A 24,658-nucleotide genomic window follows, 5' to 3' on the forward strand; every position below is an offset into this window, starting at 1 on the left:
CAGCGGGCTCAGTTCGTGGGGAGACGGTTGATGGGGTGGTCGTCCGTGGCCCAGAGGTACTGGACGGCGTAGGCACGCCAGGGGCTCCAGATCGCGGAGTGCTTGACGAGTGCCGCGGGCGTGTCGGGCAGACCGAGCCGTGCGGCGGCGCGGCGCAGACCGAGGTCGGTGGGGGTGAAGGCGTCGGGATCGCCGAGGGCTCGCATCGCGATGCATTCGACGGTCCACGGCCCGACGCCCGGCAGCTCCGCGAGCCGCGCGCGGGCCTCCTCCCGGTCACTGCCCACGCCGAGGTGCAGGCCGCCGGAGGCCAGGGCCGCGATGACGCCGGTGAGCGTGGCGCGGCGGGTGCGGGGCATGGCCAGGGATCCCGGATCCAGCTCGGCAAGTGCCGCGACGGACGGGAAGAGGTGGCTGAGGCCGCCGCCCGCGTCGTCGATCTTCTCGCCGTGGGCGAGGACCAGCCGGGCGGCGTGGGTGCGGGCGGCCGCGGTGGAGACCTGCTGGCCGAGGACGGCGCGGACCGCGAACTCGTCGGCGTCGACGGTGCGCGGGACGCGTCGGCCCGGCGCCTTGTCGACGAGCGGGGCGAGCTGCGGATCCTCGCGCAGCAGGGCGTCGACGGCCTCCGGGTCCGCGTCGAGGTCGAGCATCCGGCGGCAGCGGGCGATGGCGCCCGCCAGGTCGCGCAGATCGGTGAGGGACAGCCGGCAGTCGATGTGGTCGGGGCGGGGCGAGAGGGCGACGATGCCGTGGCCGTAGGGCAGCGTCAGGGTGCGACGGTAGGCGCCGTCCCGCCACTCCTCGACGCCAGGGACGGCGGTGGCCGCGAGATGTCCGAAGAGGTTGTCGGGGTTCAGCGGCTGCCGGAAGGGGAGCCGCAGCGTGAGCGTGCCGGGGGCGGCGGTGCGCGGGCCCGGCCTGGCGCGCTCGCGCAGCGCCGTCGGGGCGAGCGCGAAGACCTCCCGTACGGTCTCGTTGAAGGTGCGGATGCTGGCGAAGCCGGCGGCGAAGGCGATATCGGCCATCGGCAGTGGGGTGGTTTCCACCAGCAGCCGGGCGGTCTGGGCGCGCTGGGCGCGGGCCAGGGCGAGCGGCCCCGCGCCGAGTTCGGCGAGGAGCTGGCGCTCCACCTGGCGGGGGCTGTAGCCGAGCCTGCCGGCCAGGCCCGGGACGCCCTCGCGGTCGACGACGCCGTCCGCGATCAGCCGCATCGCGCGGGCGACGAGGTCGGCCCGCTCGTCCCACTGCGGCGAGCCGGGGCTGGCGTCCGGGCGGCAGCGCTTGCAGGCACGGAATCCGGCCTGCTGAGCGGCGGCGGCACTCGGGTAGAAGCTCATGTTCTCGGGCTTGGGCGGCACCACCGGGCAGCTGGGGCGGCAGTAGATACGGGTCGTGAGCACGGCGGTGTAGAACCAGCCGTCGAAGCGGGCGTCCTTGGACTGCACGGCGCGCACGCAGCGCTCGGTGTCGGTGTGCATGACCTCAGGATTCCTCAGTCGCCACCGCTCCGGCTGGCGAGAATCCGACATCGAGGTCGCGGCGCCCCTGGACCGGTCGCCCCCGCCGACGGGCGCCGCCGGGTCAGCTCCCGGCGTACCGGTCGAGCGCCGCGATCACCTGCGCCTGCGTGGCGTCGCTCCCCTTGTGCCCGGCGTCGTCGATGACGATCAGCCGGGCGTCGGGCCAGACCCGGGACAGCTCCCAGGCGGTGCCGAGGGGGCCGGCCATGTCCTGGCGGCCGTGGATGAGCGTCCCGGGGATGCCGGCGAGCCGTCCGGCGTCGCGCAGCAGGGCGCCCTCCTCCAGCCACGCGCCGTGGGAGAAGTAGTGCGAGCAGATCCGGACCAGAGCCATCCGGGCCGCGGACGGCCGGTCGCCGTACGGATGGGCGCTGCCGGACGGCTCCAGGGAGAGGACCGCGTCCTCCCAGGCGCACCAGTCGGCGGTCGCCCGCTCCCGGACGGCGGGGTCGGGGTCCGCCACCAGGCGGGCGTACGCCCCGACGAGGTCGCCGTCGCGGGGCGCGCCGCGGGCGCCTGCGGCGAAGCGCTCCCACTCCTCGGGGAAGAACCGGCCGACACCCCGGTAGAGCCAGTCGATCTCCGAGCGCCGGGTGGTCGTGACCCCGGGGACGACGATCTCCGACACGCGGTGCGGGTGGCGCTGCGCGTACGCCAGGAGCAGGGTCGAACCCCACGAACCGCCGAACAGCAGCCAGCGTTCGATGCCGAGGTGCTCCCGCAGCCGCTCCATGTCGGCGAGCAGATGACCGGTCGTGTTGTGCCGCATGTCGGTGGCCGGGTCGCTGGCGTGCGGGGTGCTCCGGCCGCAGCCTCGTTGGTCGAACAGGACGGTGCGGTAGCGGCCGGGGTCGAAGTGCCGGCGTGCGCCGGCCGTGCAGCCGGACCCCGGCCCACCGTGGACGACCAGGGCGGGCTTGCCGTCGGGATTGCCGCAGACCTCCCAATACACGAGGTTGCCGTCGCCGACGTCGAGCATCCCCGTGTCGTACGGCTCGATCTCCGGATACCGCAGCTCGCTCACCTTCTCTTCTCCTCCCACCCGCGCGGACCGGTCGGCCGGTGACGACGGGCGCCGACTGCCCGGCCCCCTCACCGCCACCGGTCGACCGCTAACTCCAGGTATCGAACAACAGCCATACGTCCGAGGGCAGTTCGGGCTTGCCGAGGACCGGACGCCGTTCCTCGCGCCAGGACGGGCCGACGGCCGCGGTGGCCAGCTTTCGCCAGAAATGCGCGGCTGCCGGGTTCTCTTCCTGAAAGGCGATCGCCCAGGGGCCGGGCTGCCGGCGCAGCAGTTCCAGGGCGGCCCTGTGCCCGACGCGGCGCCGGCGCAGGGCGCGGACGACGAAGAACGCGCTGACGGAGGTGGCGGTGTCGAGGCGCCGGGTCAGCGCGAAGCCGGCGAGCCGGGAGCCGTGATGGATGAGGTGGGCGGCGCGATCGCGCGCGGTGAAGAACAGCGGCAGCTCGCCGACGTGGAACCGGCCGTCGGCGTACGGCCCGGTCCCTCGGAACTCGGACAGGTCGTGGCGCTCCAACTGCGCCAGCCGTTCCACCACGGGCAGCAGGTCACCGGTGGCGGCGCGAACGGTGACCTCGGCTGAGTCCTCGACGGCGTTCACCCTGCCATGGTGACAGCCGTGCGCCTGCTTCCGCTGCTGCCCGCGAGCCGCCGCCGTGCCCGTACCCGATGCGGCGCAAGTGGCAGATCTTGCCGTCGACGCGACAAAGCAGCAGGTCAAAGGAGTGACTGGGGAACGTCAGGTGGCGCAACACTTCAGCAACACCATGTGCGCCCTCGCGTCGGTATGGTCCACCGCATGCCAGCCGAACGCATCCGCCAGCACACGAGCCAGGTCCCGGCCACCCGCCGCGGCCGGCTCCGCGCCGACCGCGCCCGGCAGCTCGCCTACCCGGCGACGCGCGGGCGCCCGGCCGGGTGTGCCGGCAGCCCCGCGCCGTACGGCTGTCCTGCTGCGGGCGCGCAGCAGGCACCCGGTCGACCTGCCCGCAGGCTCGAACTCCGTACTCCCCCAAGGTCGTAGGGGGCAAGGCGCCCCGGGAGAGCAGTAGCCCCCGGCGCGGGGACCGCAGCACGACCCGGGCGTGCCAGGTCAGCCCGCGCCCTGCCGACCGAGCGCACACCCTCCGACGGTGGACAGCGCGCTGCTTGCGATCCGTACGCGCCCGATCCCACCGCCCGGCCGGCCCATCTCGCCGCACCCGCCCCCCCCCGCTCTGCCCCCTCTGCGCTGCTCTGCCTACGCGCATCCGCCCATCCGCACCGTGTCCTGGAGACCGCCATGCCTCTCGCACCCCAACGCGCCGACGTGCCCGTGACCATCGACGAGTCCAAGTGCATCGACGGCTGCACACTCTGCGTCGACATGTGTCCGCTCGACTCGCTCGCCATCGACCCGGCCAGCGACAAGGCGTACATGCACGTCGACGAGTGCTGGTACTGCGGCCCGTGCGCTGCCCGCTGCCCCACCGGCGCGGTCACGGTCAACATGCCCTACCTGTTGCGATGAAAGGTCTCCCGCTCATGCTGCCGCCCCCGTCCGCGCCGGCCGCGCCGCCGCCGGCCGGCCGTCCGGCCCGCCGTGCCGCGCTCGCCGCCGCCCTGTCCACGGCCCTGCTGTCCTCGCTGACCGCCTGCGGCACCGCCGCCGACGCCTCGGACGGCAACACGGTCACGGTGACCGTCGGCTACCAGTCCAAGACCATCAACACCGTCACCGCCGGCACCCTGCTTCGCTCGCTCGGCTCCTTCGAACGCGAGCTGCGCGCCCAGGGCCGCCGCGACGGCACGACGTACGAGGTCGCGTGGCAGGACTACGCCACCGGCGCGCCGATCACGGCGCAGATGGTCGCGGGAAAGGTCGACATCGGCTCGATGGGCGACTTCCCGCTGCTGCTCAACGCGGCCCGCGGCAAGCAACTGGACGCCCCCACCAGGCTGATCTCCACCACCGGCTACAACCTGCGCGGCGCGCTCAACACCGTCGTCACCGCGCCCGGCTCCCGGCTGCGCTCGCTCGCGGACCTGCGCGGCAAGAAGGTCTCCACCAGCGTCGGTTCGGCCGCCGACGGCACCCTCGTACGGGCTCTCCAGCAGGCCGGGATCGACCCCGAGCGCGGCATCCGCAAGCTCAACCAGCAGCCCGCGGTGGGTGCTTCGGCCCTGCAGTCGGGCAGCGCGGACGCCCTCTCGCAGTTCGTGGCCTGGCCGGGGCTGCTCGCCTTCCAGGGCAAGGCGAAGGCGCTGTACGACGGTGGCGCGCTGAAGCTGCCCACGTTCCACGGCGTCACCGTGCGCGACGCGTTCGCCGACCAGCGGCCGGCCGTGGTCAAGGCGTTCCTGACGGCGCAGCGTGAGGCGACGCGCTATCTGCAGGACCATCCCGTCGACGCCGCCCAGCGGGTGGCGAAGTCCACCGGGCTGCCCCCTGAGGTGGTCTACCTCTACAACGGCGCGGGCGGCATCGCGACCTTCGATCCCACGCTGAAGCCGGCCCTCGTCGCGGCCCTGAAGAAGGACGTCGCGGTGCTCCGGGCGGCCAAGCTGACCGGCCCCGTCGACGTGGACGCGTTCGTCGACGACCACTACGTCAAGCAGTCGTACGGCAGCGGTTACGCCAAGGCGCGGCGCTCCACCGCCCATCCGTCGGCGCACGAGGTGTGGTTGCGCGGCGAGGACCGGACGCACTCCTTCGCCACACCGGCGGCCCTGCTGCGGTTCGCCGCCGCACACCCCGGCCGGGTCCGGGCCGCGTACGTCGCCGACGCGACGACCGGTACCCGCTGGTTCGCCAACCGGTCGGTCTGGGTCCGCGACGGCGAGCGGCTCCTGCCCTTCGCCACCGCCGCGACCGCCCGGCACTGGGTGGACGGCCATCCGGGCGCCCGCACCCTCGCTTACGCCGACGCGCTGGAGCGTGCCACGTGAGCGCCCCGACCGAGGAAGCAGCACCCGTGACGGGGGCTGAGAAGACCGGTGCTCCGGCGCGCAACGAGGGGCGGCGGCCCTGGGGCCGCCACGCCCGCCGTGCCGCCTCGCTCCTCACCGCGCTGGCGCTGTGGCAGCTGCTGACGCACTTCGGCGTCAACGGATGGCTGCGCTTCTCGCAGCTGCCGACCGTCACCGAGACCGCCCACGAGTTCGGCCTGCGGCTCGCCCGTGCCACCTACTGGCAGGACCTCACCGACAGCCTCACGCGCATCCTCAGCGGCTTCGCCCTCGCGGCGGTCCTCGGCGTCGCCGTCGGTACCGCCGTCGCCCGGTCGCCGCTCGCCGCCGATCTGTTCGGCCCGCTGCTCGAAGTCCTGCGCCCCATACCGGCGATCGCGCTCGTGCCGGTCGCGATCCTGCTGTTCCCCGGAAATGAGCAGGGCATCGTCTTCATCACCTTCGCCGCGGCGTTCTTCCCGGTCACCGTCTCCACACGGCACGCCGTACGGGCGCTGACGCCGGTGTGGGAGGAAGCGGTGCGCACCATGGGCGGCGGGCGGTGGCGCGTCCTGTGGTCGGTGGTGCTTCCGGGGGCACTGCCCGGCATCCTCGGCGGGCTCTCGGTGGGCATCGGCGTCGCCTGGATCTGTGTGATCTCCGCCGAGATGATCTCCGGCGAGTACGGCGTGGGCTACCGCACCTGGCAGGACTACACGATCGTCGACTATCCGGGCGTCTTCGTCGGCATGGCCACCATCGGGCTGCTCGGCTGGCTCACCTCCACGGCGGTGGAGGTGCTGGGCCGCCGGGTGACCCGCTGGCTGCCGCGCACCGCCTCCGGCCGTCCGGAGCCGTCCACCGGCCGCGCCCGCCGGCGGCCCGGCCGGACCGCCCCTACCCGTGGAGAGCGAGCACCGTCGTGACCAGTACCGACGTCACCACCTCCGTTCCCTCCCAGGCGCCGGGCCGCGGCGTGCGGCTGACGCTCCGTGACGCAGTGCTCGGCCGTCCCGGCAGTCCCGTACTGCGCGGCCTGGACCTCGATGTCGCCCCCGGCGAGATTCTGACCGTCGTCGGACCGTCCGGCTGCGGCAAATCCACCCTGCTGCGGACTCTCGCCGGCCTGCTGCCGCCCCTCGGCGGGCAGGTCGGGCAGGAGGGCGGGCCGATCGACCGGCCCGCCGCCGACCGGGCGCTGGTCTTCCAGGAGGACGCGCTGCTGCCCTGGCGCAGTCTGCGCGCCAACGTCGTCCTGCCACTGGCCATCCGGGGCGTACCGCGCGCGGAGCGCCGTGCGCGGGCGGACGACTGGCTGGCGCGGGTCGGGCTCGCCGAGCACGCCGCCCGGCTGCCGCACCAGGTCTCCGGCGGTCAGCGGCAGCGCGCGCAGCTTGCGCGCGCCCTGGCGGGGGAACCGCGCGCCGTCCTGATGGACGAACCGTTCGGCGCCCTCGACGCCCAAACCCGCGCCGGGATGCAGGAGTTGCTGGTGTCGGTGCTACGCGGCACGCACTCCACCGTCGTCTTCGTCACCCATGACGTGGACGAGGCGCTGTTCCTCGGCGACCGGGTCGCGCTGCTCGGCACCGGGCGGGTGCGGACGGTCCCCCGGCCACGGGAGCGCGCCGCACACCGTGACGCCGCGACGGTCGCGCTGCGCCGCGAGATCCTCGCCTCGCTCGGCGAGCGCACGACCGACTGAACGGCGCACCCGACCCGCGCCCCACGGACACCCGCACCGCCACCCGGCTCCCGCGCCCGTCAACGGGCCGGCTCGTCACACCCCCGACCGGCGTGACACGGCAACTGAAAGGCAACGCCATGGAGATCCCCGCCCTCGACAGCGCCGAGGAACTGTCCTGCGACGTCCTCGTCATCGGCGGCGGCACCGCCGGCACCATGGCGGCCCTCACCGCCGCCGAACACGGCGCGTCCGTCCTGCTCTTGGAGAAGGCCCACGTCCGCCACTCCGGCGCGCTGGCCATGGGCATGGACGGCGTCAACAACGCGGTCATCCCAGGACGCGCCGAGCCGGACGACTACGTCGCGGAGATCACCCGCGCCAACGACGGCATCGTCGACCAGTCCACCGTCCGCCAGACCGCGACCCGCGGCTTCGCGATGGTGCAGCGGCTGGAGTCGTACGGCGTGAAGTTCGAGAAGGACGAGCACGGCGAGTACGCGGTGCGCCAGGTGCACCGCTCCGGCTCGTACGTCCTGCCCATGCCCGAGGGCAAGGACGTCAAGAAGGTCCTCTACCGGCAGCTGCGCCGCCGCGAGATGCGCGAGCGGATCCGCATCGAGAACCGTGTCATGCCGGTACGTGTGCTGACCGCCGGCGGCCGGGCGGTGGGCGCGGCGGGATTCAACACCCGCACCGGACAGTTCGTCACCGTCCGCGCGGGCGCGGTGATCCTCGCGACCGGCGCCTGCGGCCGTCTCGGCCTGCCCGCGAGCGGCTACCTCTACGGCACCTACGAGAACCCCACGAACGCCGGCGACGGCTACGCCATGGCCTATCACGCGGGGGCCGAACTCACCGGCATCGAGTGCTTCCAGATCAACCCGCTGATCAAGGACTACAACGGCCCTGCCTGCGCCTACGTCGCCAATCCCTTCGGCGGCTACCAGGTCAACCGGCACGGCGAGCGGTTCGTCGACTCCGACTACTGGTCGGGCCGGATGATGGCCGAGTTCGCCGCCGAGGTCGCCTCGGAACGCGGCCCCGTCTACCTCAAGCTCAGCCACCTCCCGGAGGAATCCGTCGCGGCCCTCGAAGGGATCCTGCACACCACCGAACGCCCCACCCGGGGCACCTTCCACGCCGGGCGCGGGCACGACTACCGCACTCACGACATCGAGATGCACATCTCCGAGATCGGGCTGTGCGGCGGGCATTCGGCATCCGGCGTACGCGTCGACGAGCACGCCCGCACCACGGTTCCCGGCCTGTACGCGGCGGGCGACCTGGCCTGTGTGCCGCACAACTACATGATCGGCGCCTTCGTCTTCGGTGACCTGGCGGGCGCCGACGCGGCCCGGTGCACGCCGTACCGGGGCGCGTTGCCCGCCACCCAGCTGCGTGACGCCCACGAGCTGATCTACCGTCCGCTGCGCCACCCCGACGGGCCGCCGCAGCCGCAGGTCGAATACAAGCTCCGCCGCTTCGTCAACGACTACGTCGCGCCGCCCAAGAGCGGCGCCCGGCTGTCGCTCGCCGTCGAGCACTTCGAGCGGATGCGGGAGGACATCGACGGCATGGGCGCCCGCACGCCGCACGAGCTGATGCGGTGCGCGGAGGTCAGCTTCATCCGCGACTGCGCCGAGATGGCCGCGCGGTCCTCACTGGCCCGTACCGAGTCCCGTTGGGGCCTCTACCACGAGCGCACCGACCACCCGCACAGCGACGACACCGACTGGCTGCACCACCTGGACCTGCGCAAGTCGGCGTCGGGCGCCATGGAGTTCACCGCACGGCCGGTCGATCCCTATCTCGTCCCCGTCGAGGAGTACGCCCCGGTGGGCGGCGCATCCCGCTTCATCGGGGAGGTCCATCCCGAACAGGTCGCCACGGCCGGCCGTCGTGACGTCCCTCCGGTGGGATCCGGCGCGCAGACCGCGCCAGGTGCTTCCGGCACCACGGCGCCGGGCGGCGACGCGGAACCCCCGGCGGGCGCAGACGGGGAGAGCGAGGGCGCGCACGTCCCCGGCCGCAGTCCGCGCATCCTGGAGCTGCTCGCCCTCACCGAGGAGCAGCCCGGTCTCGCGGCGCTCCGCAGCTACCTCGACGACGCCGACCCGGCGGTCCGCCGCGCCGCCGTCGCCGCACTCACCGAGAGCCTCCCGGACGGCACAGGGCCGGTGCTCGCCGCGCTTCTCGCCGACGTCGATCCGGCCGTCCGCGCCGCCGCCGCCGCGTCCCTAAGGGAGCTGGTGGAGGTGCTGCCGGCGGAGCCCGCGCTGCGCGAACCGCTCGCCGCCGCCCTCGGCCGGGACGACCCGCGCGTCAGCTCGGCGGCCCTCGATGTGCTGCGCGCCCTGCGCCTGGGCGACGCCGCCCTGTTCACGGCCGCGCTCGACGATCCCGCAGTTGAGGTGCGCGTCCAGGCCGTGCGCGCCCTGGTCTCCGTCGACGCGGCCGGCGCCCTGGCCCGCGCCGCCGCGGACCCCGCACGCGAGGTACGGGTGGCCGTGGCACACGGCCTGGGCACCGTCGGCGGTCCTGAGGGGCTCAAGGACCTGGTGGACGACGGCGACATCCTCGTACGGGCCGCGGCCCTCACCGCCCTGGCGACCACCGGCTGCCCGCCGCCCTTCGACGCGGCGGCGGTGACCGCGCTCGGCGACCCGGCCTGGCAGGTCCGCACCGGTGCGGCCACCGCCTTGGCGGCCGCCGACGCCGACCCGGCCGCCCCCGCGTTGCTGTCCGCGCTGACCGACCGGCACGCCGACGTACGCAAGGCCGCGGTACGCGCCCTCGCGGCCCACGCCGGGCGGCCGGGCGTCCGCGAGGCCCTCGCGGGGATGGCGTCCGACGCGGACGCGGACGTCCGCGCCTACGCGCTGCGGGCGGCCGGCTGAGGGATGCGGGACGGGTCAGTGCGGGGCGGTACGGGGCGGGGGCTTCGCCCACGCCCCCGTCACCGGCCCGCGCCGTCCCCCAGGTTGCTGCTGATGGTTTCCAGCTGGGCCCGGATACCGGTCAGCTCGCGCAGCACCTCCCGCTGGTGGAGCGCCTGGGCGATCTGCGTCAACGCCGCAGCCTTCGCCCCCGGGTCCGTGATCTTGGTCGCCAATTCCTTGGCGTCTTCGAGCAACTGGCTGGTCTCCGCGCTCCAGTGCTGTTCGGACATGTCGCTCTCCTGCCGTTGCGGATCTTCGGCCGTTGCGGATCTTCTGCGTCACCTCTGCCCACCCGTTGGGCCGCGGAACCACGACGGGCCCCGTCCCTCGGATACGGACCGCATCGGACCAGGCCGCCACCGGCCGGGGCCGGCGAGGGAGACATCCGGCGTCAGCGCACCCGCGCGGCGAACGCCGCGTACGCGCGCTCGTCGAAGAGGACGAAGCGCACTTCCTCCACCGCCGTCCTCGCGTCCCGCACCGTTTCCACCGCGATCCGGGCGGCGTCGTCCAGAGGCCAGCCGTAGACACCGGCGGAGATGGCGGGGAAGGCGACGGTGCGGGCGCTCAGCTTGTCGGCGACCCGTAGCGACTCGCGGTAGCAGGAGGCCAGCAGGTCGCTGCGGTCCTCGGAGGCCGCGTACACCGGGCCCACGGTGTGGATCACCCAGCGGGCCGGGAGCCGGCCTGCGGTGGTGGCGACGGCCGCGCCGGTGGCCAGGCCCCGGCCGTAATGGGAGGCGCGCAGGGCACGGCAGGCGGCCAGGATCTCGGGACCGCCGCGGCGGTGGATCGCGCCGTCCACTCCCCCGCCGCCCAGGAGGGAGGAGTTGGCGGCGTTGACCACGGCGTCCACGGCCTGTTCGGTGATGTCACCCTGGACGAGGGTGAGGGCGACGGCGGAGTCGTGACCGGAGTCGGAGGCGCTCATGGTGCCGAGCCTAGGGCGTGGCCCGCGGAGTTGCCGGTGGACGACGCGTGGCCGGGTCGTCGGCCCGGCCCGCTGCGTCTACCGGCCCGTCGCGCGCAGGCGGCGCCACACCGCCTTGGCCGCGTGGTGCCCGGACATGCCGTGGACCCCGGGGCCGGGCGGGACGGCCTGGGAGCAGAGGAACACGGCGGGGTGGGCCGTCTCGTAGGGGACGCGGGTCAGCTTGGGCCGGACGAGCAGGCGCAGACCGGCCGCGGAGCCGGTGGCGGTGTCGCCGCCGACGTAGTTGGCGTTGCGGGACGCGAGTTGGGGCGGTCCTGCGACCGCGCGGGCCAGGACGAGGTCGCGGAAGCCGGGGGCGAAGCGCTCGATCTGTCGCTCGACGACGGCCGTGGCGTCGCCTTCCCAGCCGTTGGGGACATGGCCGTAGGCCCAGAAGACGTGCTTGCCCTCGGGGGCGCGGGTGGCGTCGGTCAGACTGGGCTGAGCGGTGATCAGGAACGGCACGGAGGGGTCCCGGCCCTGGGTGGCGGCGTCCAGCGCGGCGCCGATCTCCCCGCTGGTGGGGCCGATGTGGACGGTGCCGGCCCGGTGGGCCTCCTTCGCCGCCCACGGCACGGGACCCGACAGCGCGTAGTCGATCTTGAAGACACTGGCGCCGTACCGCACGTCGCGGTAGGCGTTGCCCAGGCCGGCGATCCTGGCGAGGGCGGTCGGCGAGGTGTCGAAGACATAGGCGCGGGCCGGCGGCAGATCGTCGAGGCGCTTGACCTCGAAGTCGGTGTGCACCACACCGCCGTGGGCGCGCAGCAGGCCCGCGAGCGCGTCGGAGATGGCCTGGGATCCGCCGCGCGGGATCGGCCAGCCGTGCGAGTGCGCGGCGAGGGCGAACATCAGGGCGATGCCGGAGGTGCCCAGACCGCCGAGCGGCGCCATGGAGTGCGCCGCGAGGCCGGCCAGCAGCCCGCGCGCCTTGTCGTCGTGGAAGCGGCGGTTCAGGAGGGGGATCGGCTGCATCGCGACCAGCCCGAAGCGGGCGTAGGTCAGCGGGTCACCGGGGAGGCCGAGCCACTGGGTGCGGAGGAAGTCGCGCGCCATGGCGTCCCATTTGCCGATGAACGGCGCGACGAGCCTGCGGTACGTCCCGGCGTCGCGCGGGCCGAAGGACATCGCGGTCTCGCCCACGGACCGGCTCAGTATGGCGGCCGTGCCGTCCGGGAAGGGGTGGGCCATCGGGAGGTCGGGCTGCAGCCACTCCAGGCCGTACCGCTCCAGCGGCATGGTGGCGAAGGCGGGCGAGCCGAGGCCGAGCGGGTGCACGGCCGAGCAGGGGTCGTGGCGGAAACCGGGGAGGGTCAGCTCCTCGGTGCGGGCTCCGCCGCCGATGGTGTCGCGGGCCTCGAAGACTTCGACGGACATTCCACGGCGGGCCAGTTCGACCGCCGCCGTCAGACCGTTGGGCCCCGCCCCGATCACCACGGCATCGAGCATCCTCGGCACCTGCGCCACTCCCCTCACGTCCGGCCCTCGCCGTCGAGGGTCAGTTGGCGGCTGCCAGCAGTCCGAGGATACGCCGCGCCGTCTCCTCGTCCCTCGCCGCGGTGAAGGGCAGCGCGTTGTCGCCCTCGATGCGGAACGGCTTCCCGGCGACCGTGCCGCTGGCGCCGCCGGCCTCGTGCACCAGGAGCAGCCCGGCGGCGTGGTCCCAGCAGTTCTCCCAGCTGAACGCGGTGGCGTCGATCTCGCCGCGGGCGACGTGCAGATACTCCAGGCCCGCCGAACCGCAGGGGCGCGGGGCGATGCCGCCGGTGTCCAGGGCGGCGAGCACCCGCTTCTGGTCGTCGTCGGTGAAGTCGTAGTGGGAGATGGCCACATCGAGGACCGCGCCGGAGGCGGCGGCACCGGTGCGCAGCGGGACGCCGTTCAGCTCGGCGCCGGCGCCGAGGCGGGCGATGGCCATCAACTCCAGTGCGGGGGCGTACGTCCACGAGGCGAGCACCTCACCGCGGTGGGCGAGGGCGACCAGGGTCGCGAAGCCGGGGTCGCCGTGGACGAACTGGCGGGTGCCGTCGACGGGGTCGACGATCCAGACCGGGGCGTCGCCGTGCAGCGCCTGGAGGACGGCGGGGTCGGCGTGGACCGACTCCTCGCCGACGACCAGGGAACCGGGGAGCAGGGCGGTCAGCGCAGCGGTGAGGTGCTCCTCCGCCAGCCGGTCGGCGCTGGTGACCAGGTCGTGCGGGCCGTTCTTCTCGATGATGTCGTCGGCGGCGAGCCGCCGGAAACGCGGCATGATCTCGTCGGCGGCGGCCCGGCGGATCGCGGTCTCCACGGCGGCGAAATCGAGCGCCGACAGGTCGGGGGCGGCGGACCGGGGAACGGCGGGGGTGGCGGCGGTCGGGGTGACGGCGGCCACGTCGGTGGTGTTCGCGGTTTCTCCCGAAGGTTGGGTACGAAGTGCATCGATCATGTATCCATCGAACCACGCCCCACTGACACGAGGTCTGGACGGCAGGTGAACTCCGGATGCCGCGGAAGGCACGGCCCGACGCCGCCGGGGCCCGCGGGGCGGGGCGTGCCACCCGCCGCCCCGGCCCCTTCCCCGCTTCCGTTCCTGCTCAGCGCCCCACCGCGTACCCCTGCATGCCCCTCGGATTCGCCCCGGCGGAGAGCACGCCGGTCTCCGGATCCCTCAGCACGGCACACAGCCGCCCTTCCGACCAGGCGTCACCGACCGTGACATGGTGACCACGCCGGCGCAGCTCCTCGATGGCCGGCGCGCCGATGCGGGACTCCACGGTGACGCTGCCGGGCCGCATGGCGCGGGGGAAGAAGGAGCCGGGGAAGGAGTCGTTGTGCCAGTTCGGGGCGTCGATGGCGCCCTGCAGGTCGAGCCCGCCGCGGACCTCCGGGCGGAGCACGGCGGCCAGGAAGAAGTGCACCTGCCACTGGTCCTGCTGGTCGCCGCCGGGGGTGCCGAAGGCCATGACCGGGATCCCGTCACGCAGCGCGAGAGAGGGTGTGAGGGTGGTGCGGGGGCGGCGCCCGGGCGTGAGGGAGTTCGGCAGCCCGTCCTCCAGCCAGGCCATCTGCAGCCGGGTGCCGAGGGGGAAGCCGAGGGCCGGAATCACGGGGTTGGACTGGAGCCAGCCGCCGGAGGGCGTCGCGGAGACGAGGTTGCCCCAGCGGTCCACGACGTCGATGTGGCAGGTGTCACCGCGGGTGGCGCCGTCCCGGTCGATCTCGGGGGCGACCTCGGAGGGCACGCCGCGGGCGACGGTCGGCTCCCCCGCGCCGCTGCCGCGGACCCCTGTCGCGTCGAACACGTCCTCGCCGGCCGCGACCGCCAGCGCGTGCTTGCTCAGCCGGGGGGTACGGCCGTCGGGGCTGCCCGGCCGCAGCGCGTACGAGGCGCGCTCACCGATGAGGGCCCGGCGGGCGGCGTTGTACTCGGCACCGAGCAGCGAGTCGAGCGGCACGTCGTCGGCGTCGCCGTACCAGGCCTCGCGGTCGGCCATCGCGAGCTTGGTGCCCTCGATCAGCAGATGGACGTATTCGGGGCTGCCGTACTCAGGCAACTCATCGGGAAGCAGGGCGAGTTGCTGGAGGAAAGACGGTCCCTGGGACCAGCCGCCGGCCTTGGCGAGGGTCCAGCCGTTCCAGTCATGGGTGACGGGGTCCTCGTAGGTGGCGGAGAAGGCGGCCAGGTCGTCGCCGGAGAGGGTGCCCGCGTGGCGCTCCCCGGAGGTGTCCTTGGCCGGCCGGGCGGCGAAGTCGGCGAGGGCCTCGCCGATGAAGCCCTCGCGCCATACCTGGCGGGCGGCGTCGATCTGCGCCTCACGGCCAGCGGACGCCGCCTGCGCCTCGGCGATCAGCCGGCGCCAGGTCGCGGCCATCGGCCGGTTCCTCAACAGGCCGCCCGGGGCGACGGACCTGCCGCCCGGGAGGTAGATCTCCGCGGAGGTGGTCCACTCCGTCTCGAACAGCTCGCGGACCGTCTCGACCGTCTCACCGATCCGTTCGACGGCGGGGTGCCCGTGCTCGGCGTAGCCGATCGCGTACCGCAGCACCTCGGCGAGGGTCTTGGTGCCGTGGTCGCGCAGCAGCAGCATCCAGGCGTCGAAGGCGCCGGGCACGGCGGCGGCGAGCGGCCCGGTGCCGGGGACCAGGTCGAGGCCGAGCGCCGTGTAGTGCGCCACGCTCGCACCGGCCGGGGCCGGGCCCTGGCCGCAGAGCACCCGCACCGGGCCTTCGGCCGGCGCCAGGATGATCGGCACCTCGCCCGCAGGCCCGTTCAGATGCGGCTCCACGACATGCAGCACGAACCCCGCCGCCACCGCGGCGTCGTAGGCGTTGCCGCCGTCCTCCAGGACGGCCATCGCGGACTGGGAAGCCAGCCAGTGCGTCGTGGAGGCCATCCCGAAGGTGCCTTGGAGAGTCGGGCGGGTGGTGAACACGGGGCTCCTCGGTCTGTGCGGGCGGGCGGGTCGGGCAGTCGCTGTGCGCGGGGGCGGCTTGGGCTGAGCGGGGGGGGGGAGGGTGGCCGTCGGGCCGCCCGCCTCCTCGTCGGCCCACCTCCCCGGTCGGCCGGATCGTATGCACACCCACGAGTCGCCGACACGGAGACCGGGCCCGCCGCCGCATTCGGCGTGGTTCGGCGGTGGCGGCCGCCCGAAGAGCCGCCCCGCGTCCGACGCCGGACTCGCCGCTTGCCGGACTCCCCCTCCGCTCGCTCCTCCCTCCGGGCGTCCCGACACCGAGAAGCGCGCAGAAGTGACAGGACGACAGGCACACCGGCTGCGTACGCTCGCGGCATGACCGGCACCGACCCGACTCCCGACCAGCCGTCGTCCCCGCAGCCGTCCCGCCGCCCGCTGGTGGCGATCCTGAGCGGGGCGGGCATCTCCACCGACTCCGGGATCCCCGACTACCGCGGCCCGAACGGGGTGTGGCGACGCGACCCGGAGGCGGAGAAGCTCGTCACCTACGACTCGTACATGGCCGATCCGGAGATCCGCCGCCGCTCCTGGCGGATGCGGCAGGACAGCCCGGCGTTCCGGGCGCGGCCGAACGCCGCCCACAAGGCCGTCGCCCGGCTGGAGCGGTCCGGTACGCCGGTGCGTGTCATCACCCAGAACGTCGACGGGCTGCACCAACTGGCGGGGGTGCCCCCGCGCAAGGTCCTGGAGCTGCACGGCACCATCCGTGCCGTGACCTGCACCCGCTGCCACGCCCGGTCATCGATGGAGGAGGCGCTGGCCCGGGTGACGGCGGGCGACCCCGACCCCGCGTGCCTGGTGTGCGGCGGCATCCTGAAGTCGGCGACGGTGATGTTCGGTGAGCGGCTCGACCCGCAGGTGCTGGGCACGGCCCTGGGCGTGGCGAAGGCCGCCGACGTCTTCCTGGCGGTCGGCACGACGCTCCAGGTGCAGCCCGCGGCCTCCCTCGCCGGGGTGGCGGCCGAGCACGGCGCCCGGCTGATCATCATCAACGCCGAGCCGACGCCGTACGACGAACTCGCCGACGAGGTGATCCGCGAGCCGATCGGCAGCGCGCTCCCGGGACTGCTGGCGGACCTCGCCTGACGCGCCGGCCCGAGCGGGGCCCGGCTGTTCCGGGGCCGGGGGCGCCGCGATACGGCGGGTCACGCTGCCGTACCGCGGGGCCCGTTACGTGCAGGGGCGTGGACGCCGGACGGGCTCAGTGCGGCGCTGCGGTCCGCGTCGCCGGCCTGCGGTGGGCGCGCGCCGTGGGCAGCATCAGCAGCGTGTAGAGGAGCAGTGAGGCGGTCAGCCCCACGGCCCAGCCGTAGTCGGCGAGCGGCTTGAGGGCGGGGACGAGCCCGTCGGCCGGGAACGGCCCCTTTCCCGGTTGGGAGTACGAGCCGCCGACGGCGAGCAGCCCGCCGACGCCGAAGGCGGCAACCGCCCGCCAGTTCCAGCCGCGCGCGTACCAGTAGCGGCCGTCGGGCCGGTAGAGGTCGGCGAGATCGAGCAGGGTGCGACGGACGATCCAGTAGTCGGCGATGAGGATGCCGGCGACGGCGCCGAGCAGACCGCCGACCACACCGAGCCACAGGAAGATGTACAGCTCGGGGGTTGCGGTGAGCTTCCACGGAAGGATCAGGACGCCGACGACGCCGGTAATCAGGGCGCCCCGGCGGAAGGTGAGGAACCGCGGGGCGAGATGGGCCAGATCGTAGGCGGGCGAGACGACATTGGCCGCGATGTTCACCGAGATCGTCGCGATCAGGACGGTCACCAGCGCGAAGACCAGGCCGAAGACGTTGTCGGTCTTGCCGGCCAGGGCGACCGGGTCCCATATCGGGGCGCCGTAGACGGCCTGCGAGCCGGAGGTGACGAAGACCGACAGCAGCGCGAAGGCGGTCATGGTGGTGGGCAGGCCGAGCGTCTGGCCCCAGATCTGGGCCCGCTGCCCGGCGCCGAAGCGGGTGAAGTCCGGGATGTTGAGCGAGAGCGTCGCCCAGAAGCCGATCATGCCCATCAGGGACGGGAAGAAGACCGGCCAGAAGTCCTCGTCCCAGCCGAGGGTGCCGGGCTGGTCGAGGAGCGGGCCGAGGCCGCCGGCCTTGCCGGCCATCCAGATCAGCAGCACCACGGCGCCGACGAGGACGAAGGGGGCCGCCCAGTTCTCGAAGCGACGGAGCGTCTCCATCCCCCGGTGGATGATGGCGAGTTCGAGGGCCCAGAAGGCGAGGAAGCAGAGCCACAGCGTCCAGGGGTAGCCACCGATGACCGCGGCGTCCGCCCAGCTGCCGCCGGTTATCTTGCCCAGCAGGATGTAGATGCCCTGACCGCCGATCCAGGTCTGGATGCCGAACCAGCAGCAGGCGACCGCCGCCCGGATCAGTGCCGGGAGGTTGGCGCCGCGCAGCCCGAACGAGGCACGGGCCAGAACGGGGAACGGTATGCCGTACTTCGGCCCGGCGTGGCCGGTGAGCAGCATCGGCCCGAGGACGACGACATTGGCCAGGGCGATGGTGAAGACCGCCTGCTTCCAGTCCATACCGAGCGCGACCAGGCCGGAGGCGAGCGTCCAGGACGGGATGTTGTGGGCCATGCCGATCCAGAGGGCGGCGAAGTTGTAGGTGGTCCAGCGGCGTTCGGCCAGGGGCACCGGGCGCAGATCGGCGTTGACGTACCGGCCGTGCGGCTCGATCGCGCCGGGCGCCGGCTCCACGCGGCCGTCCGCGGGGCGTGCGTGCGTGGACGGCTCGGGAACGTCCGGCGGGACGGATGGCGAGGTGGCGGTCATGCGGAGACCTTTCGTCCGGACACGGGCCGCCGGCCGCCGGGGCGCGGCGGCCCTCCGCGCGGCGCCGGGCCGCCCCCGGCCACCGCGACGCAGGTCCGCAACTCCCCCCGGCCCGGGACCCGTTCAGTCGGCGAGTGCGGGAATGATCCGTTCTCCGTACGCGTCGAGGGTGGATTCCTTGGCGTCGTGCATGGCGTAGACCGCGAACTGGTCCACTCCCAGAGCCTTGAGTGCGCGGAGCTTGTCGATGTGCGCGTCGGGCGGGCCCAGCAGACAGAAGCGGTCGACGATCGCGTCCGGGACGAACGCGGTGTCCGGGTTGCCCGCCCTGCCGTGATGGGAGTAGTCGTAGCCCGCGCGGGCCTTGATGTAGTCGGTCAGTTCGTCGGGCACCATGCCGGAGTGCTCGCCGTAGCGGCTGACGAGATCGGCGACGTGGTTGCCGACCATCCCGCCGAACCAGCGGCACTGCTCGCGGGCGTGCGCGAGGTCGTCGCCGACGTAGGCGGGAGCGGCCACGCAGATCGTGACGTCGGACGGGTCGCGTCCGGCGTCCACGGCAGCCTTGCGGACCGCTTTGATCATCCATTCGGTGAGGAAGGGGTCGGCGAGCTGGAGGATGAAGCCGTCCGCCAGCCGCCCGGTCATCTCCAGGGCCTTGGGTCCGTAGGCGCCCATCCAGACCGGCAGTTTGCCGTCCTTGATCCAGGGGATCCGGATCCGGTGCCCGCCCACCTCCGCCTCCCGGCCCTCGGCCAGGTCGCGGATGACGCCGATCGCCTCACCCAGCCTGGCGAGGGTGTTCGGCGGCCGGCCGGCCACCCGCATCGCGGAGTCACCACGCCCGATGCCGCAGACGGTGCGGTTGCCGTACATCTCGTTGAGGGTGGCGAAGGTGGAGGCGGTGACCTCCGGGGCTCGTGTGGAGGGGTTGGTGACCATGGGGCCGACGATCAGACGCTCGGTGTGTTCCAGGATGCGGCTGTAGATGACGAACGGCTCCTGCCACAGCACCACCGAGTCGAAGGTCCAGCCGTAGCGGAAGCCGTTGCGCTCGGCGCGGCGCATCAGGGAGACGACAGCGGATGCGGGCGGGTCGGCCTGCAGGACAACTCCGAAGTCCACGGCGGCGCTCCTTAGATGAGGTACTGGCAGGTGCCGCGCGGGATGTACTGCCCGTGTCCCGCACGCCCGGCGAACTCCCGTCGGTCGATGACGAGTTCACCGCGCGAGAGGACCGTTTCGACCTGCCCGGTGAGCTGCTTGCCCTCGTAGGCGGAGTAGTCGACGTTCATGTGATGGGTCTCGACGGAGAGGGTCTGTTCGGCCGCGGGGTCGTAGATGACGATGTCGGCGTCGGTGCCGGGGGCGATGGTGCCCTTCTTGGGATAGAGGCCGAACATCCGGGCCGGGGTGGCGCAGGCGATCTCGATCCAGCGCCGGCGGCTGATCCGGCCCTCCACGACGCCCTGGTGGAGGAGGTCCATACGGTGCTCCACACCGGGCATACCGTTGGGGATCTTGGAGAAGTCTCCGCGGCCGAGTTCCTTCTGCCCCTGGAAGCAGAAGGGGCAGTGGTCGGTGGAGACGACCTGGAGGTCGTTGGTACGCAGCCCCCGCCACAGCGCCGCCTGGTGCTCCTTGGGCCGCAGCGGCGTGCTGCACACGTACTTGGCGCCCTCGAAATCCGGTTCGGCGAGGTTGTCCGTCGACAGGAAGAGGTACTGCGGGCAGGTCTCGCCGAAGACGTTCAGCCCCTTGTCCCGCGCCTGGGCGATCTCCGCGACGGCTTCCTCCGCGGAGACGTGCACGACGTACAGCGGCGCTTCGGCGACCCGCGCCAGCTGGATCGTGCGATGGGTGGCCTCGGCCTCCAGCAGCACGCGCCGGACCTCGCCGTGGTAGCGCGGGTCGGTCCTGCCCTCGGCCAGCGCCTGCTCGACGAGCACATCGATGGCGATGCCGTTCTCGGCGTGCATCATCACCAGCCCGCCGTTGCCCGCGGCGCGTTGCATGGCGCGGAGGATCTGGCCGTCGTCGCTGTAGAAGACGCCGGGGTAGGCGGTGAACAGCTTGAAGGAGGTGACGCCCTCGGCGACGAGCAGGTCCATCTCCTTGAGGGTGTGCTCGTTCACGTCGGAGAGGATCATGTGGAAGCCGTAGTCGATGGCGCACTGCGCGTCCGACTTGGCGTGCCAGAGATCCAGGCCCTCGCGCAGCGCCTGGCCGCGGGACTGGACGGCGAAGTCGACGAGCGTGGTCGTACCGCCCCAGGCCGCGGCCCGGGTTCCGGTCTCGAAGCTGTCCGAGGAGAACGTCCCGCCGAAGGGGAAGTCCAGGTGGGTGTGCGCGTCGAACGCCGCCCGGGATGACGTACCTGCCGGTGGCGTCGATGCGGCGGTCCGCGGACTCCCGCCAGCTCTCGGCGGCCGGGCTGCCCTCGGCCGCGAGGGCGGCGACCCGGCCGTCCTCGACGAGGACGTCGGCGTGGATCTCGTCGGCGGCGGTGATGACCAGACCACCGCTGATGACCGTACGGCTCACAATCCCTGCTCCCTTCCACACGAGCAACATCGGCGGCACCGGGAGGCGAAGCTCGACGCGCACCATCCCCTCGGCATGCCTGCTCCGCTGACGCCGCGCCACAACCGGTCTACACCCGTAGATTCCGGTCGAGAAGGAGACCGTAGAAGCATGTCACCCACGGTGGCAATACCGTGACCGTTAATCAGCGGAGACGTTCGTGTTGCCCTGATGATCGGCTGGACGGTTGAACCACGTGCGGGGCGGGGCGGCCCGGCCCGCACGCCGCCGGGCCGTCCGCTGAGGGGTGCGAGGGCGCCGCACTGGGCAGGTAATCGCCGAAGCCGGCCGAGCCCTCTCGACCGGAGCGGGATCGACGGACGGCACCGGCGGGCGCGAGTGGCGCCGCACCCCCGGGGCCACGGCCGCGCGACGGGCCCGGCGCCGGCCGCACGGACCGAGCCGGCCGACGGCGCCGGGGAGGTCTTCGGGACGAGGACCACAGGACGTCAGAAAGGCGACACGTCATGGAGCAGAGCACACCGTGGGAGTTCTCCGACGACCGCGGGCGCCTGGCGGTGGCCGGGGAGCGACCGTTACGGATCGTGGCGTACATACAGGCGGGGGCGACGCTGTGGGACCACGGCATCCGCCCCGTGGGGCTGTTCGGGTCCCAGCACGACGGCGCCGCCCCCGACCCCGCCAAGGGCGGAGAGCTGCCGCTGGCGGAGATCGCCTACCTCGGATCCGGCGGAGCGCTGCATCCGGACACCCTGCTGGAGGCGGAGCCCGACCTCGTGGTGGCCGTCACCTACGACGGCAACCAGGTCTACGGGCTGGAGCAGAAGACCGCGCTGGAGCTGGAGACACACGTCCCGGTGGCCTGCGTCGCGGTGGGCCCGGGGCGCGGGCTCGCGGAGGTGCGGGAGCGCTTCGCCGCGCTCGCCGGCTCCCTGGGGCAGGGTGAACCGATGTCCGTGGCGCGGGAGTTGGACGCGGCGGAGGACGCCCTTCGGCAGGTCTGCGCCGGCCCGGTGCGGCCGCGGGTGGTGGCGCTGTCCCCCGCGGGCCCGGACCGCGTGCACCTGGCCAGGCCCGGGGCCTGGCCGGACCTGCGGGCGCTCACCGAGCACGGCGTCGGCCTGGTGGAACCGGCGGCCGGGTCGGGCGCGAACTGGTCCACGGTCGGCTGGGCGGAGGCCGCGGCCATGGACCCCGACATCGTGCTGATGGACGTGCGGGTCAACGCCGCGCGCCCCGAGCGGCTGCGGACCGACGCCCACTGGAGGGCGATCGAGGCCAGGGCCCGGGTGCTGCCGTGGAACCCCGAGGCTCCGTGCAGCCGGAGCGCTCATACCCGATTCTTCACCCAGGTGGCGGACGCCGTGCGGGAAGCGGCCACCACGGGGTGAGGCTGCCGGCGGATCCTCGGTCCGTCGACGGTTCGTGGGCACTTCCTGCTCGCCGCCGCGCAGGACGATGGGCCGTGGGGCCGGTTGCACACTCCTGCCCCGCACGCCGCGGCCGGGACGACGCCCTCGCCCCGACCGCGGTCACCCCTCGCACCGCTTACGACGCGGCCGACTTCACCTGCGCCTCCTGCAACGCCTCGGCCAGCAGGTCCGCGCCCTCCTCGGCCTCGGCAACGTTCAGCGACATCGGGGGCGCGATCCGCAGCGACGCCCCGCCCCGACCGCCCTTGCCGATGAGCAGGCCGCGCTCCCTGGCGGCCTCCATCGCCAGGATCGCCGCCTCCGGCGACCGCTCGTCGGTGCCCGGCCGGACCATCTCGATACCGATCATCAGACCGCGGCCGCGCACCTCCCGTACGACGTCGAGCCGGGCGGTGATCGCCCGCAGCCGTTCGATGAGGAGGCCGCCGACCCGCCGGGCGTTGCCCTGCAGGTCGTGTTCCAGGAGGTAGTTGAGGTTGGCGAGGCCCGCGGCCATGGTCACCGGGCTGCCGCCGAAGGTCGAGATGGAGTTCGCGCTGAGCGAGTCCATCACCTCGGCGCGGGCCACCACGCCGCCGATGGACATGCCGTTGCCGATGCCCTTCGCGAAGGTCAGCAGATCGGGCGGGCCGTTGTCGGCGTGCGCCTGCCAGCCCCAGAAGTGGTCGCCGGTGCGGCCCCAGCCGGTCTGCACCTCGTCGCTGATCCAGAGGATGCCGTGCCGGGCGAGGACCTCGCGGAACGCCGCGTAGAGGCCGTCCGGCGGCGCGGTGAACCCGCCGACTCCCTGGATCGGTTCGGCGATCAGCGCGGCCACACCGCCAGCGGTCTGCTCCAGCATGTCCTCCAGGTCCGCGACGCAGGCAGCGATGTACTCGCCGTCGCCCAGGTGCGCGTACGGGCCACGGCTGCGCACCCCGCCATGGACGTAGAGGGTCTGCAGCGGCGAGAGGCTGGTCGGGGACCAACTGGTGTTGCCCGTGACGCCGATGGAGGAGAACGACCTGCCGTGGTAGCTGTTGCGCATCGCCAGGATCTGGTTGGAGCGGCGGTGCGTGGTGGCCAGCAGCAGGGCCGCGTCGTTGGCCTCCGTGCCGGAGGTGGTGAAGAAGACGCGGGCGTCGGGGATGCCGGAGAGCGCGGCGATCCGCTCCGCCAGGTCCACCATGGGGCGCGAGAGGTAGAGCGTCGAGGTGTGGATCATGCGGCCGGCCTGATCGCTGATCGCCTTGGTGACCTCGGGCAGCGCGTGCGCCGTCATGGTGGTGAGGATGCCGCCGAAGAAGTCGAGGTAGCGGTTGCCCTCGGCGTCCCAGACGTACCGGCCCTCACCGTGGGTGATCTCCAGGGGCCGCTCGTAGTAGAGGCACAGCCAGGAGGGCAACACCGCGCGGTGCCTGCTGTGCAGGCTCGGGGAGTCGTGCGTCACGGCTGCACCAGTCCCTCGTACGCGTCGGGGCGGCGGTCGCGGTAGAACGCCCATTGCCGGCGCACCTCGTCGATCAGCGAGAAGTCGAGGTCGCGGACGATCAGCTCCTCCTTGGAGTCGCTGGCCACCTCGCCGACGAACTGGCCACGCGGGTCGACGAAGTAGCTGCTCCCGTAGAAGTCGTTGTCGCCGTACTCCTCCACACCGACCCGGTTGATCGCCGCGATGAAATATTCGTTGGCGACCGCGGCGGCGGGCTGCTCCAGCTGCCACAGATAGGCGGACAGGCCGCGGGAGGTGGCGGAGGGGTTGTAGACGAGCTGGGCGCCGTTGAGACCCAACTGGCGCCATCCCTCGGGGAAATGGCGGTCGTAGCAGATGTAGACGCCGACCTTGCCGACGGCGGTGTCGAAGACCGGCCAGCCGGCGTTCCCCGGCTTGAAGTAGAACTTCTCCCAGAAGCCCTTGACCTGCGGGATGTGGTGCTTCCGGTACGTCCCGAGGACGGTGCCGTCGGCGTCGATGACGGCCGCGGTGTTGTAGTAGAAGCCGGACTGCTCGATCTCGAAGACCGGGACCACGATCACCATGCCGGTCTCCCGGGCGAGGTCCTGCATCCTGCGTACGGTCGGCCCGTCCGGCACCGGCTCGGCCCAGCGGTAGTGCTCCGGATCCTGCACCTGGCAGAAGTACGGAGCGTTGAAGACCTCTTGGAAGCCGATCACCTTCGCGCCCTGCGCGGCCGCCGCCCGGGCGTACTCCTCGTGCTTCGCGATCATCGATTCGGTGTCGCCGGTCCAGGTCGCCTGGACCAGTGCGGCACGCACAACATCGGCCATGAGCTGCTCCTTTGTCGGTGCGTCAGCCTGCAGGCCACGCGGGTCTACGCGTGTGGAGGTGACCGTAAGCCCCGTCACGCACGGTGGCAAGACCATCTCTCGCTGC

General features: G+C 73.1%; 20 protein-coding genes and 1 pseudogene. 8 read left to right on the forward strand and 13 right to left on the reverse strand.

The features are described 5' to 3' along the window. Positions 1–8: 8 nt before the first annotated feature. The 3 genes from ACGFZW_RS05915 to ACGFZW_RS05925 all read right to left on the reverse strand — a co-directional run bounded on the left by ACGFZW_RS05915 (position 9) and on the right by ACGFZW_RS05925 (position 3,148). A complete protein-coding gene (locus ACGFZW_RS05915; protein WP_393891780.1) occupies positions 9–1,481 on the reverse strand; it encodes a DNA-3-methyladenine glycosylase 2 family protein in 1,473 nt (490 codons plus the stop codon). A 103-nt stretch (positions 1,482–1,584) separates the two neighbouring features. Next, complete coding sequence (gene pip, locus ACGFZW_RS05920) at positions 1,585–2,547, reverse strand: prolyl aminopeptidase (protein WP_393891781.1); 963 nt, start codon at positions 2,545–2,547, stop codon at positions 1,585–1,587. An 88-nt stretch (positions 2,548–2,635) separates the two neighbouring features. Continuing rightward, a complete protein-coding gene (locus ACGFZW_RS05925; RefSeq protein ID WP_393891782.1) occupies positions 2,636–3,148 on the reverse strand; it encodes a GNAT family N-acetyltransferase in 513 nt (170 codons plus the stop codon). Positions 3,149–3,346: 198 nt separating this feature from the next. Here ACGFZW_RS05925 and ACGFZW_RS05930 point away from each other — a divergent pair, with 198 nt between their 5' ends. The 6 genes from ACGFZW_RS05930 to ACGFZW_RS05955 all read left to right on the forward strand — a co-directional run bounded on the left by ACGFZW_RS05930 (position 3,347) and on the right by ACGFZW_RS05955 (position 10,059). Then, entirely contained in the window at positions 3,347–3,571 is a 225-nt protein-coding gene (locus tag ACGFZW_RS05930) for a hypothetical protein (protein ID WP_393891783.1), read from the forward strand. A 258-nt stretch (positions 3,572–3,829) separates the two neighbouring features. Next, positions 3,830–4,057 (forward strand): ferredoxin family protein, encoded by a 228-nt coding sequence (locus ACGFZW_RS05935; protein WP_393891784.1) that lies wholly within the window; start codon positions 3,830–3,832, stop codon positions 4,055–4,057. 14 nt (positions 4,058–4,071) lie between these two features. After that, positions 4,072–5,475 (forward strand): ABC transporter substrate-binding protein, encoded by a 1,404-nt coding sequence (locus tag ACGFZW_RS05940; protein ID WP_393891785.1) that lies wholly within the window; start codon positions 4,072–4,074, stop codon positions 5,473–5,475. Positions 5,476–5,501: 26 nt separating this feature from the next. Continuing rightward, positions 5,502–6,401 (forward strand): ABC transporter permease, encoded by a 900-nt coding sequence (locus ACGFZW_RS05945; RefSeq protein ID WP_393891836.1) that lies wholly within the window; start codon positions 5,502–5,504, stop codon positions 6,399–6,401. Then, positions 6,398–7,180 carry an ABC transporter ATP-binding protein gene (locus ACGFZW_RS05950; protein WP_393891786.1) on the forward strand — a complete coding sequence of 261 codons (783 nt, stop codon included), beginning with the start codon at positions 6,398–6,400 and terminating at the stop codon, positions 7,178–7,180. Before ACGFZW_RS05945 ends, ACGFZW_RS05950 begins: the two co-directional genes overlap by 4 nt. Before the next feature lie 119 nt (positions 7,181–7,299). Then, a complete protein-coding gene (locus tag ACGFZW_RS05955) occupies positions 7,300–10,059 on the forward strand; it encodes a fumarate reductase/succinate dehydrogenase flavoprotein subunit (RefSeq protein WP_393891787.1) in 2,760 nt (919 codons plus the stop codon). A 59-nt stretch (positions 10,060–10,118) separates the two neighbouring features. Here the strand turns inward: ACGFZW_RS05955 and ACGFZW_RS05960 are convergent, their stop codons facing one another. From ACGFZW_RS05960 to ACGFZW_RS05980, 5 genes are all read right to left on the reverse strand, one after another. Next, complete coding sequence (locus ACGFZW_RS05960; protein WP_393891788.1) at positions 10,119–10,331, reverse strand: hypothetical protein; 213 nt, start codon at positions 10,329–10,331, stop codon at positions 10,119–10,121. A gap of 161 nt (positions 10,332–10,492) precedes the next feature. Next, positions 10,493–11,032 carry an O-acetyl-ADP-ribose deacetylase gene (locus ACGFZW_RS05965; protein ID WP_393891789.1) on the reverse strand — a complete coding sequence of 180 codons (540 nt, stop codon included), beginning with the start codon at positions 11,030–11,032 and terminating at the stop codon, positions 10,493–10,495. 78 nt (positions 11,033–11,110) lie between these two features. Continuing rightward, the gene (locus ACGFZW_RS05970) at positions 11,111–12,523 is read right to left on the reverse strand and encodes a phytoene desaturase family protein (RefSeq protein ID WP_393891790.1); all 1,413 of its coding nucleotides are present in this window, start codon (positions 12,521–12,523) and stop codon (positions 11,111–11,113) included. Positions 12,524–12,572: 49 nt separating this feature from the next. Beyond that, positions 12,573–13,502, reverse strand: a complete 930-nt coding sequence (locus ACGFZW_RS05975) for an inositol monophosphatase family protein (protein ID WP_393891791.1) — start codon at positions 13,500–13,502, stop codon at positions 12,573–12,575. A 148-nt stretch (positions 13,503–13,650) separates the two neighbouring features. Next, on the reverse strand, positions 13,651–15,489 hold the full coding sequence (locus ACGFZW_RS05980; protein ID WP_393891792.1) for a gamma-glutamyltransferase family protein: 1,839 nt from the start codon (positions 15,487–15,489) through the stop codon (positions 13,651–13,653). 357 nt (positions 15,490–15,846) lie between these two features. On the opposite strand from ACGFZW_RS05980, the gene ACGFZW_RS05985 reads away from it, so the two are divergent. After that, entirely contained in the window at positions 15,847–16,617 is a 771-nt protein-coding gene (locus ACGFZW_RS05985) for an NAD-dependent deacetylase (RefSeq protein ID WP_393891793.1), read from the forward strand. 115 nt (positions 16,618–16,732) lie between these two features. Here the strand turns inward: ACGFZW_RS05985 and ACGFZW_RS05990 are convergent, their stop codons facing one another. The 3 genes and pseudogenes from ACGFZW_RS05990 to hydA all read right to left on the reverse strand — a co-directional run bounded on the left by ACGFZW_RS05990 (position 16,733) and on the right by hydA (position 20,851). After that, the gene (locus tag ACGFZW_RS05990; protein WP_393891794.1) at positions 16,733–18,307 is read right to left on the reverse strand and encodes an NCS1 family nucleobase:cation symporter-1; all 1,575 of its coding nucleotides are present in this window, start codon (positions 18,305–18,307) and stop codon (positions 16,733–16,735) included. Between the two features lie 123 nt (positions 18,308–18,430). Next, a complete protein-coding gene (locus ACGFZW_RS05995) occupies positions 18,431–19,432 on the reverse strand; it encodes a TIGR03842 family LLM class F420-dependent oxidoreductase (RefSeq protein ID WP_393891795.1) in 1,002 nt (333 codons plus the stop codon). A gap of 11 nt (positions 19,433–19,443) precedes the next feature. Then, positions 19,444–20,851, reverse strand: a pseudogene (gene hydA, locus ACGFZW_RS06000) (dihydropyrimidinase). Between the two features lie 506 nt (positions 20,852–21,357). Here hydA and ACGFZW_RS06005 point away from each other — a divergent pair. Beyond that, positions 21,358–22,242, forward strand: coding sequence for an ABC transporter substrate-binding protein (locus tag ACGFZW_RS06005; RefSeq protein ID WP_393891796.1), 885 nt, complete (start codon positions 21,358–21,360; stop codon positions 22,240–22,242). A gap of 157 nt (positions 22,243–22,399) precedes the next feature. Here the strand turns inward: ACGFZW_RS06005 and ACGFZW_RS06010 are convergent, their stop codons facing one another. Then, positions 22,400–23,713 (reverse strand): aspartate aminotransferase family protein, encoded by a 1,314-nt coding sequence (locus ACGFZW_RS06010; RefSeq protein WP_393891797.1) that lies wholly within the window; start codon positions 23,711–23,713, stop codon positions 22,400–22,402. Further along, complete coding sequence (locus ACGFZW_RS06015; RefSeq protein WP_393891798.1) at positions 23,710–24,552, reverse strand: nitrilase-related carbon-nitrogen hydrolase; 843 nt, start codon at positions 24,550–24,552, stop codon at positions 23,710–23,712. Before ACGFZW_RS06015 ends, ACGFZW_RS06010 begins: the two co-directional genes overlap by 4 nt. Positions 24,553–24,658: the final 106 nt, after the last annotated feature.

The sequence above is a fragment of the Streptomyces sp. NPDC048248 genome (assembly GCF_043201875.1).
Classification (GTDB): Bacteria; Actinomycetota; Actinomycetes; order Streptomycetales; family Streptomycetaceae; genus Streptomyces.

Coding starts and splice junctions, on each gene's coding strand:
- ACGFZW_RS05915 (WP_393891780.1), bottom strand. CDS start 1,481: ATGCACACCGACACCGAGCGCTGCGTGCGCGCCGTGCAGTCCAAGGAC.
- ACGFZW_RS05930 (WP_393891783.1), top strand. CDS start 3,347: ATGCCAGCCGAACGCATCCGCCAGCACACGAGCCAGGTCCCGGCCACC.
- ACGFZW_RS05935 (WP_393891784.1), top strand. CDS start 3,830: ATGCCTCTCGCACCCCAACGCGCCGACGTGCCCGTGACCATCGACGAG.
- ACGFZW_RS05940 (WP_393891785.1), top strand. CDS start 4,072: ATGCTGCCGCCCCCGTCCGCGCCGGCCGCGCCGCCGCCGGCCGGCCGT.
- ACGFZW_RS05955 (WP_393891787.1), top strand. CDS start 7,300: ATGGAGATCCCCGCCCTCGACAGCGCCGAGGAACTGTCCTGCGACGTC.
- ACGFZW_RS05960 (WP_393891788.1), bottom strand. CDS start 10,331: ATGTCCGAACAGCACTGGAGCGCGGAGACCAGCCAGTTGCTCGAAGAC.
- ACGFZW_RS05965 (WP_393891789.1), bottom strand. CDS start 11,032: ATGAGCGCCTCCGACTCCGGTCACGACTCCGCCGTCGCCCTCACCCTC.
- ACGFZW_RS05970 (WP_393891790.1), bottom strand. CDS start 12,523: ATGCTCGATGCCGTGGTGATCGGGGCGGGGCCCAACGGTCTGACGGCG.
- ACGFZW_RS05975 (WP_393891791.1), bottom strand. CDS start 13,502: ATGATCGATGCACTTCGTACCCAACCTTCGGGAGAAACCGCGAACACC.
- ACGFZW_RS05985 (WP_393891793.1), top strand. CDS start 15,847: ATGACCGGCACCGACCCGACTCCCGACCAGCCGTCGTCCCCGCAGCCG.
- ACGFZW_RS05990 (WP_393891794.1), bottom strand. CDS start 18,307: ATGACCGCCACCTCGCCATCCGTCCCGCCGGACGTTCCCGAGCCGTCC.
- ACGFZW_RS06005 (WP_393891796.1), top strand. CDS start 21,358: ATGGAGCAGAGCACACCGTGGGAGTTCTCCGACGACCGCGGGCGCCTG.
- ACGFZW_RS06015 (WP_393891798.1), bottom strand. CDS start 24,552: ATGGCCGATGTTGTGCGTGCCGCACTGGTCCAGGCGACCTGGACCGGC.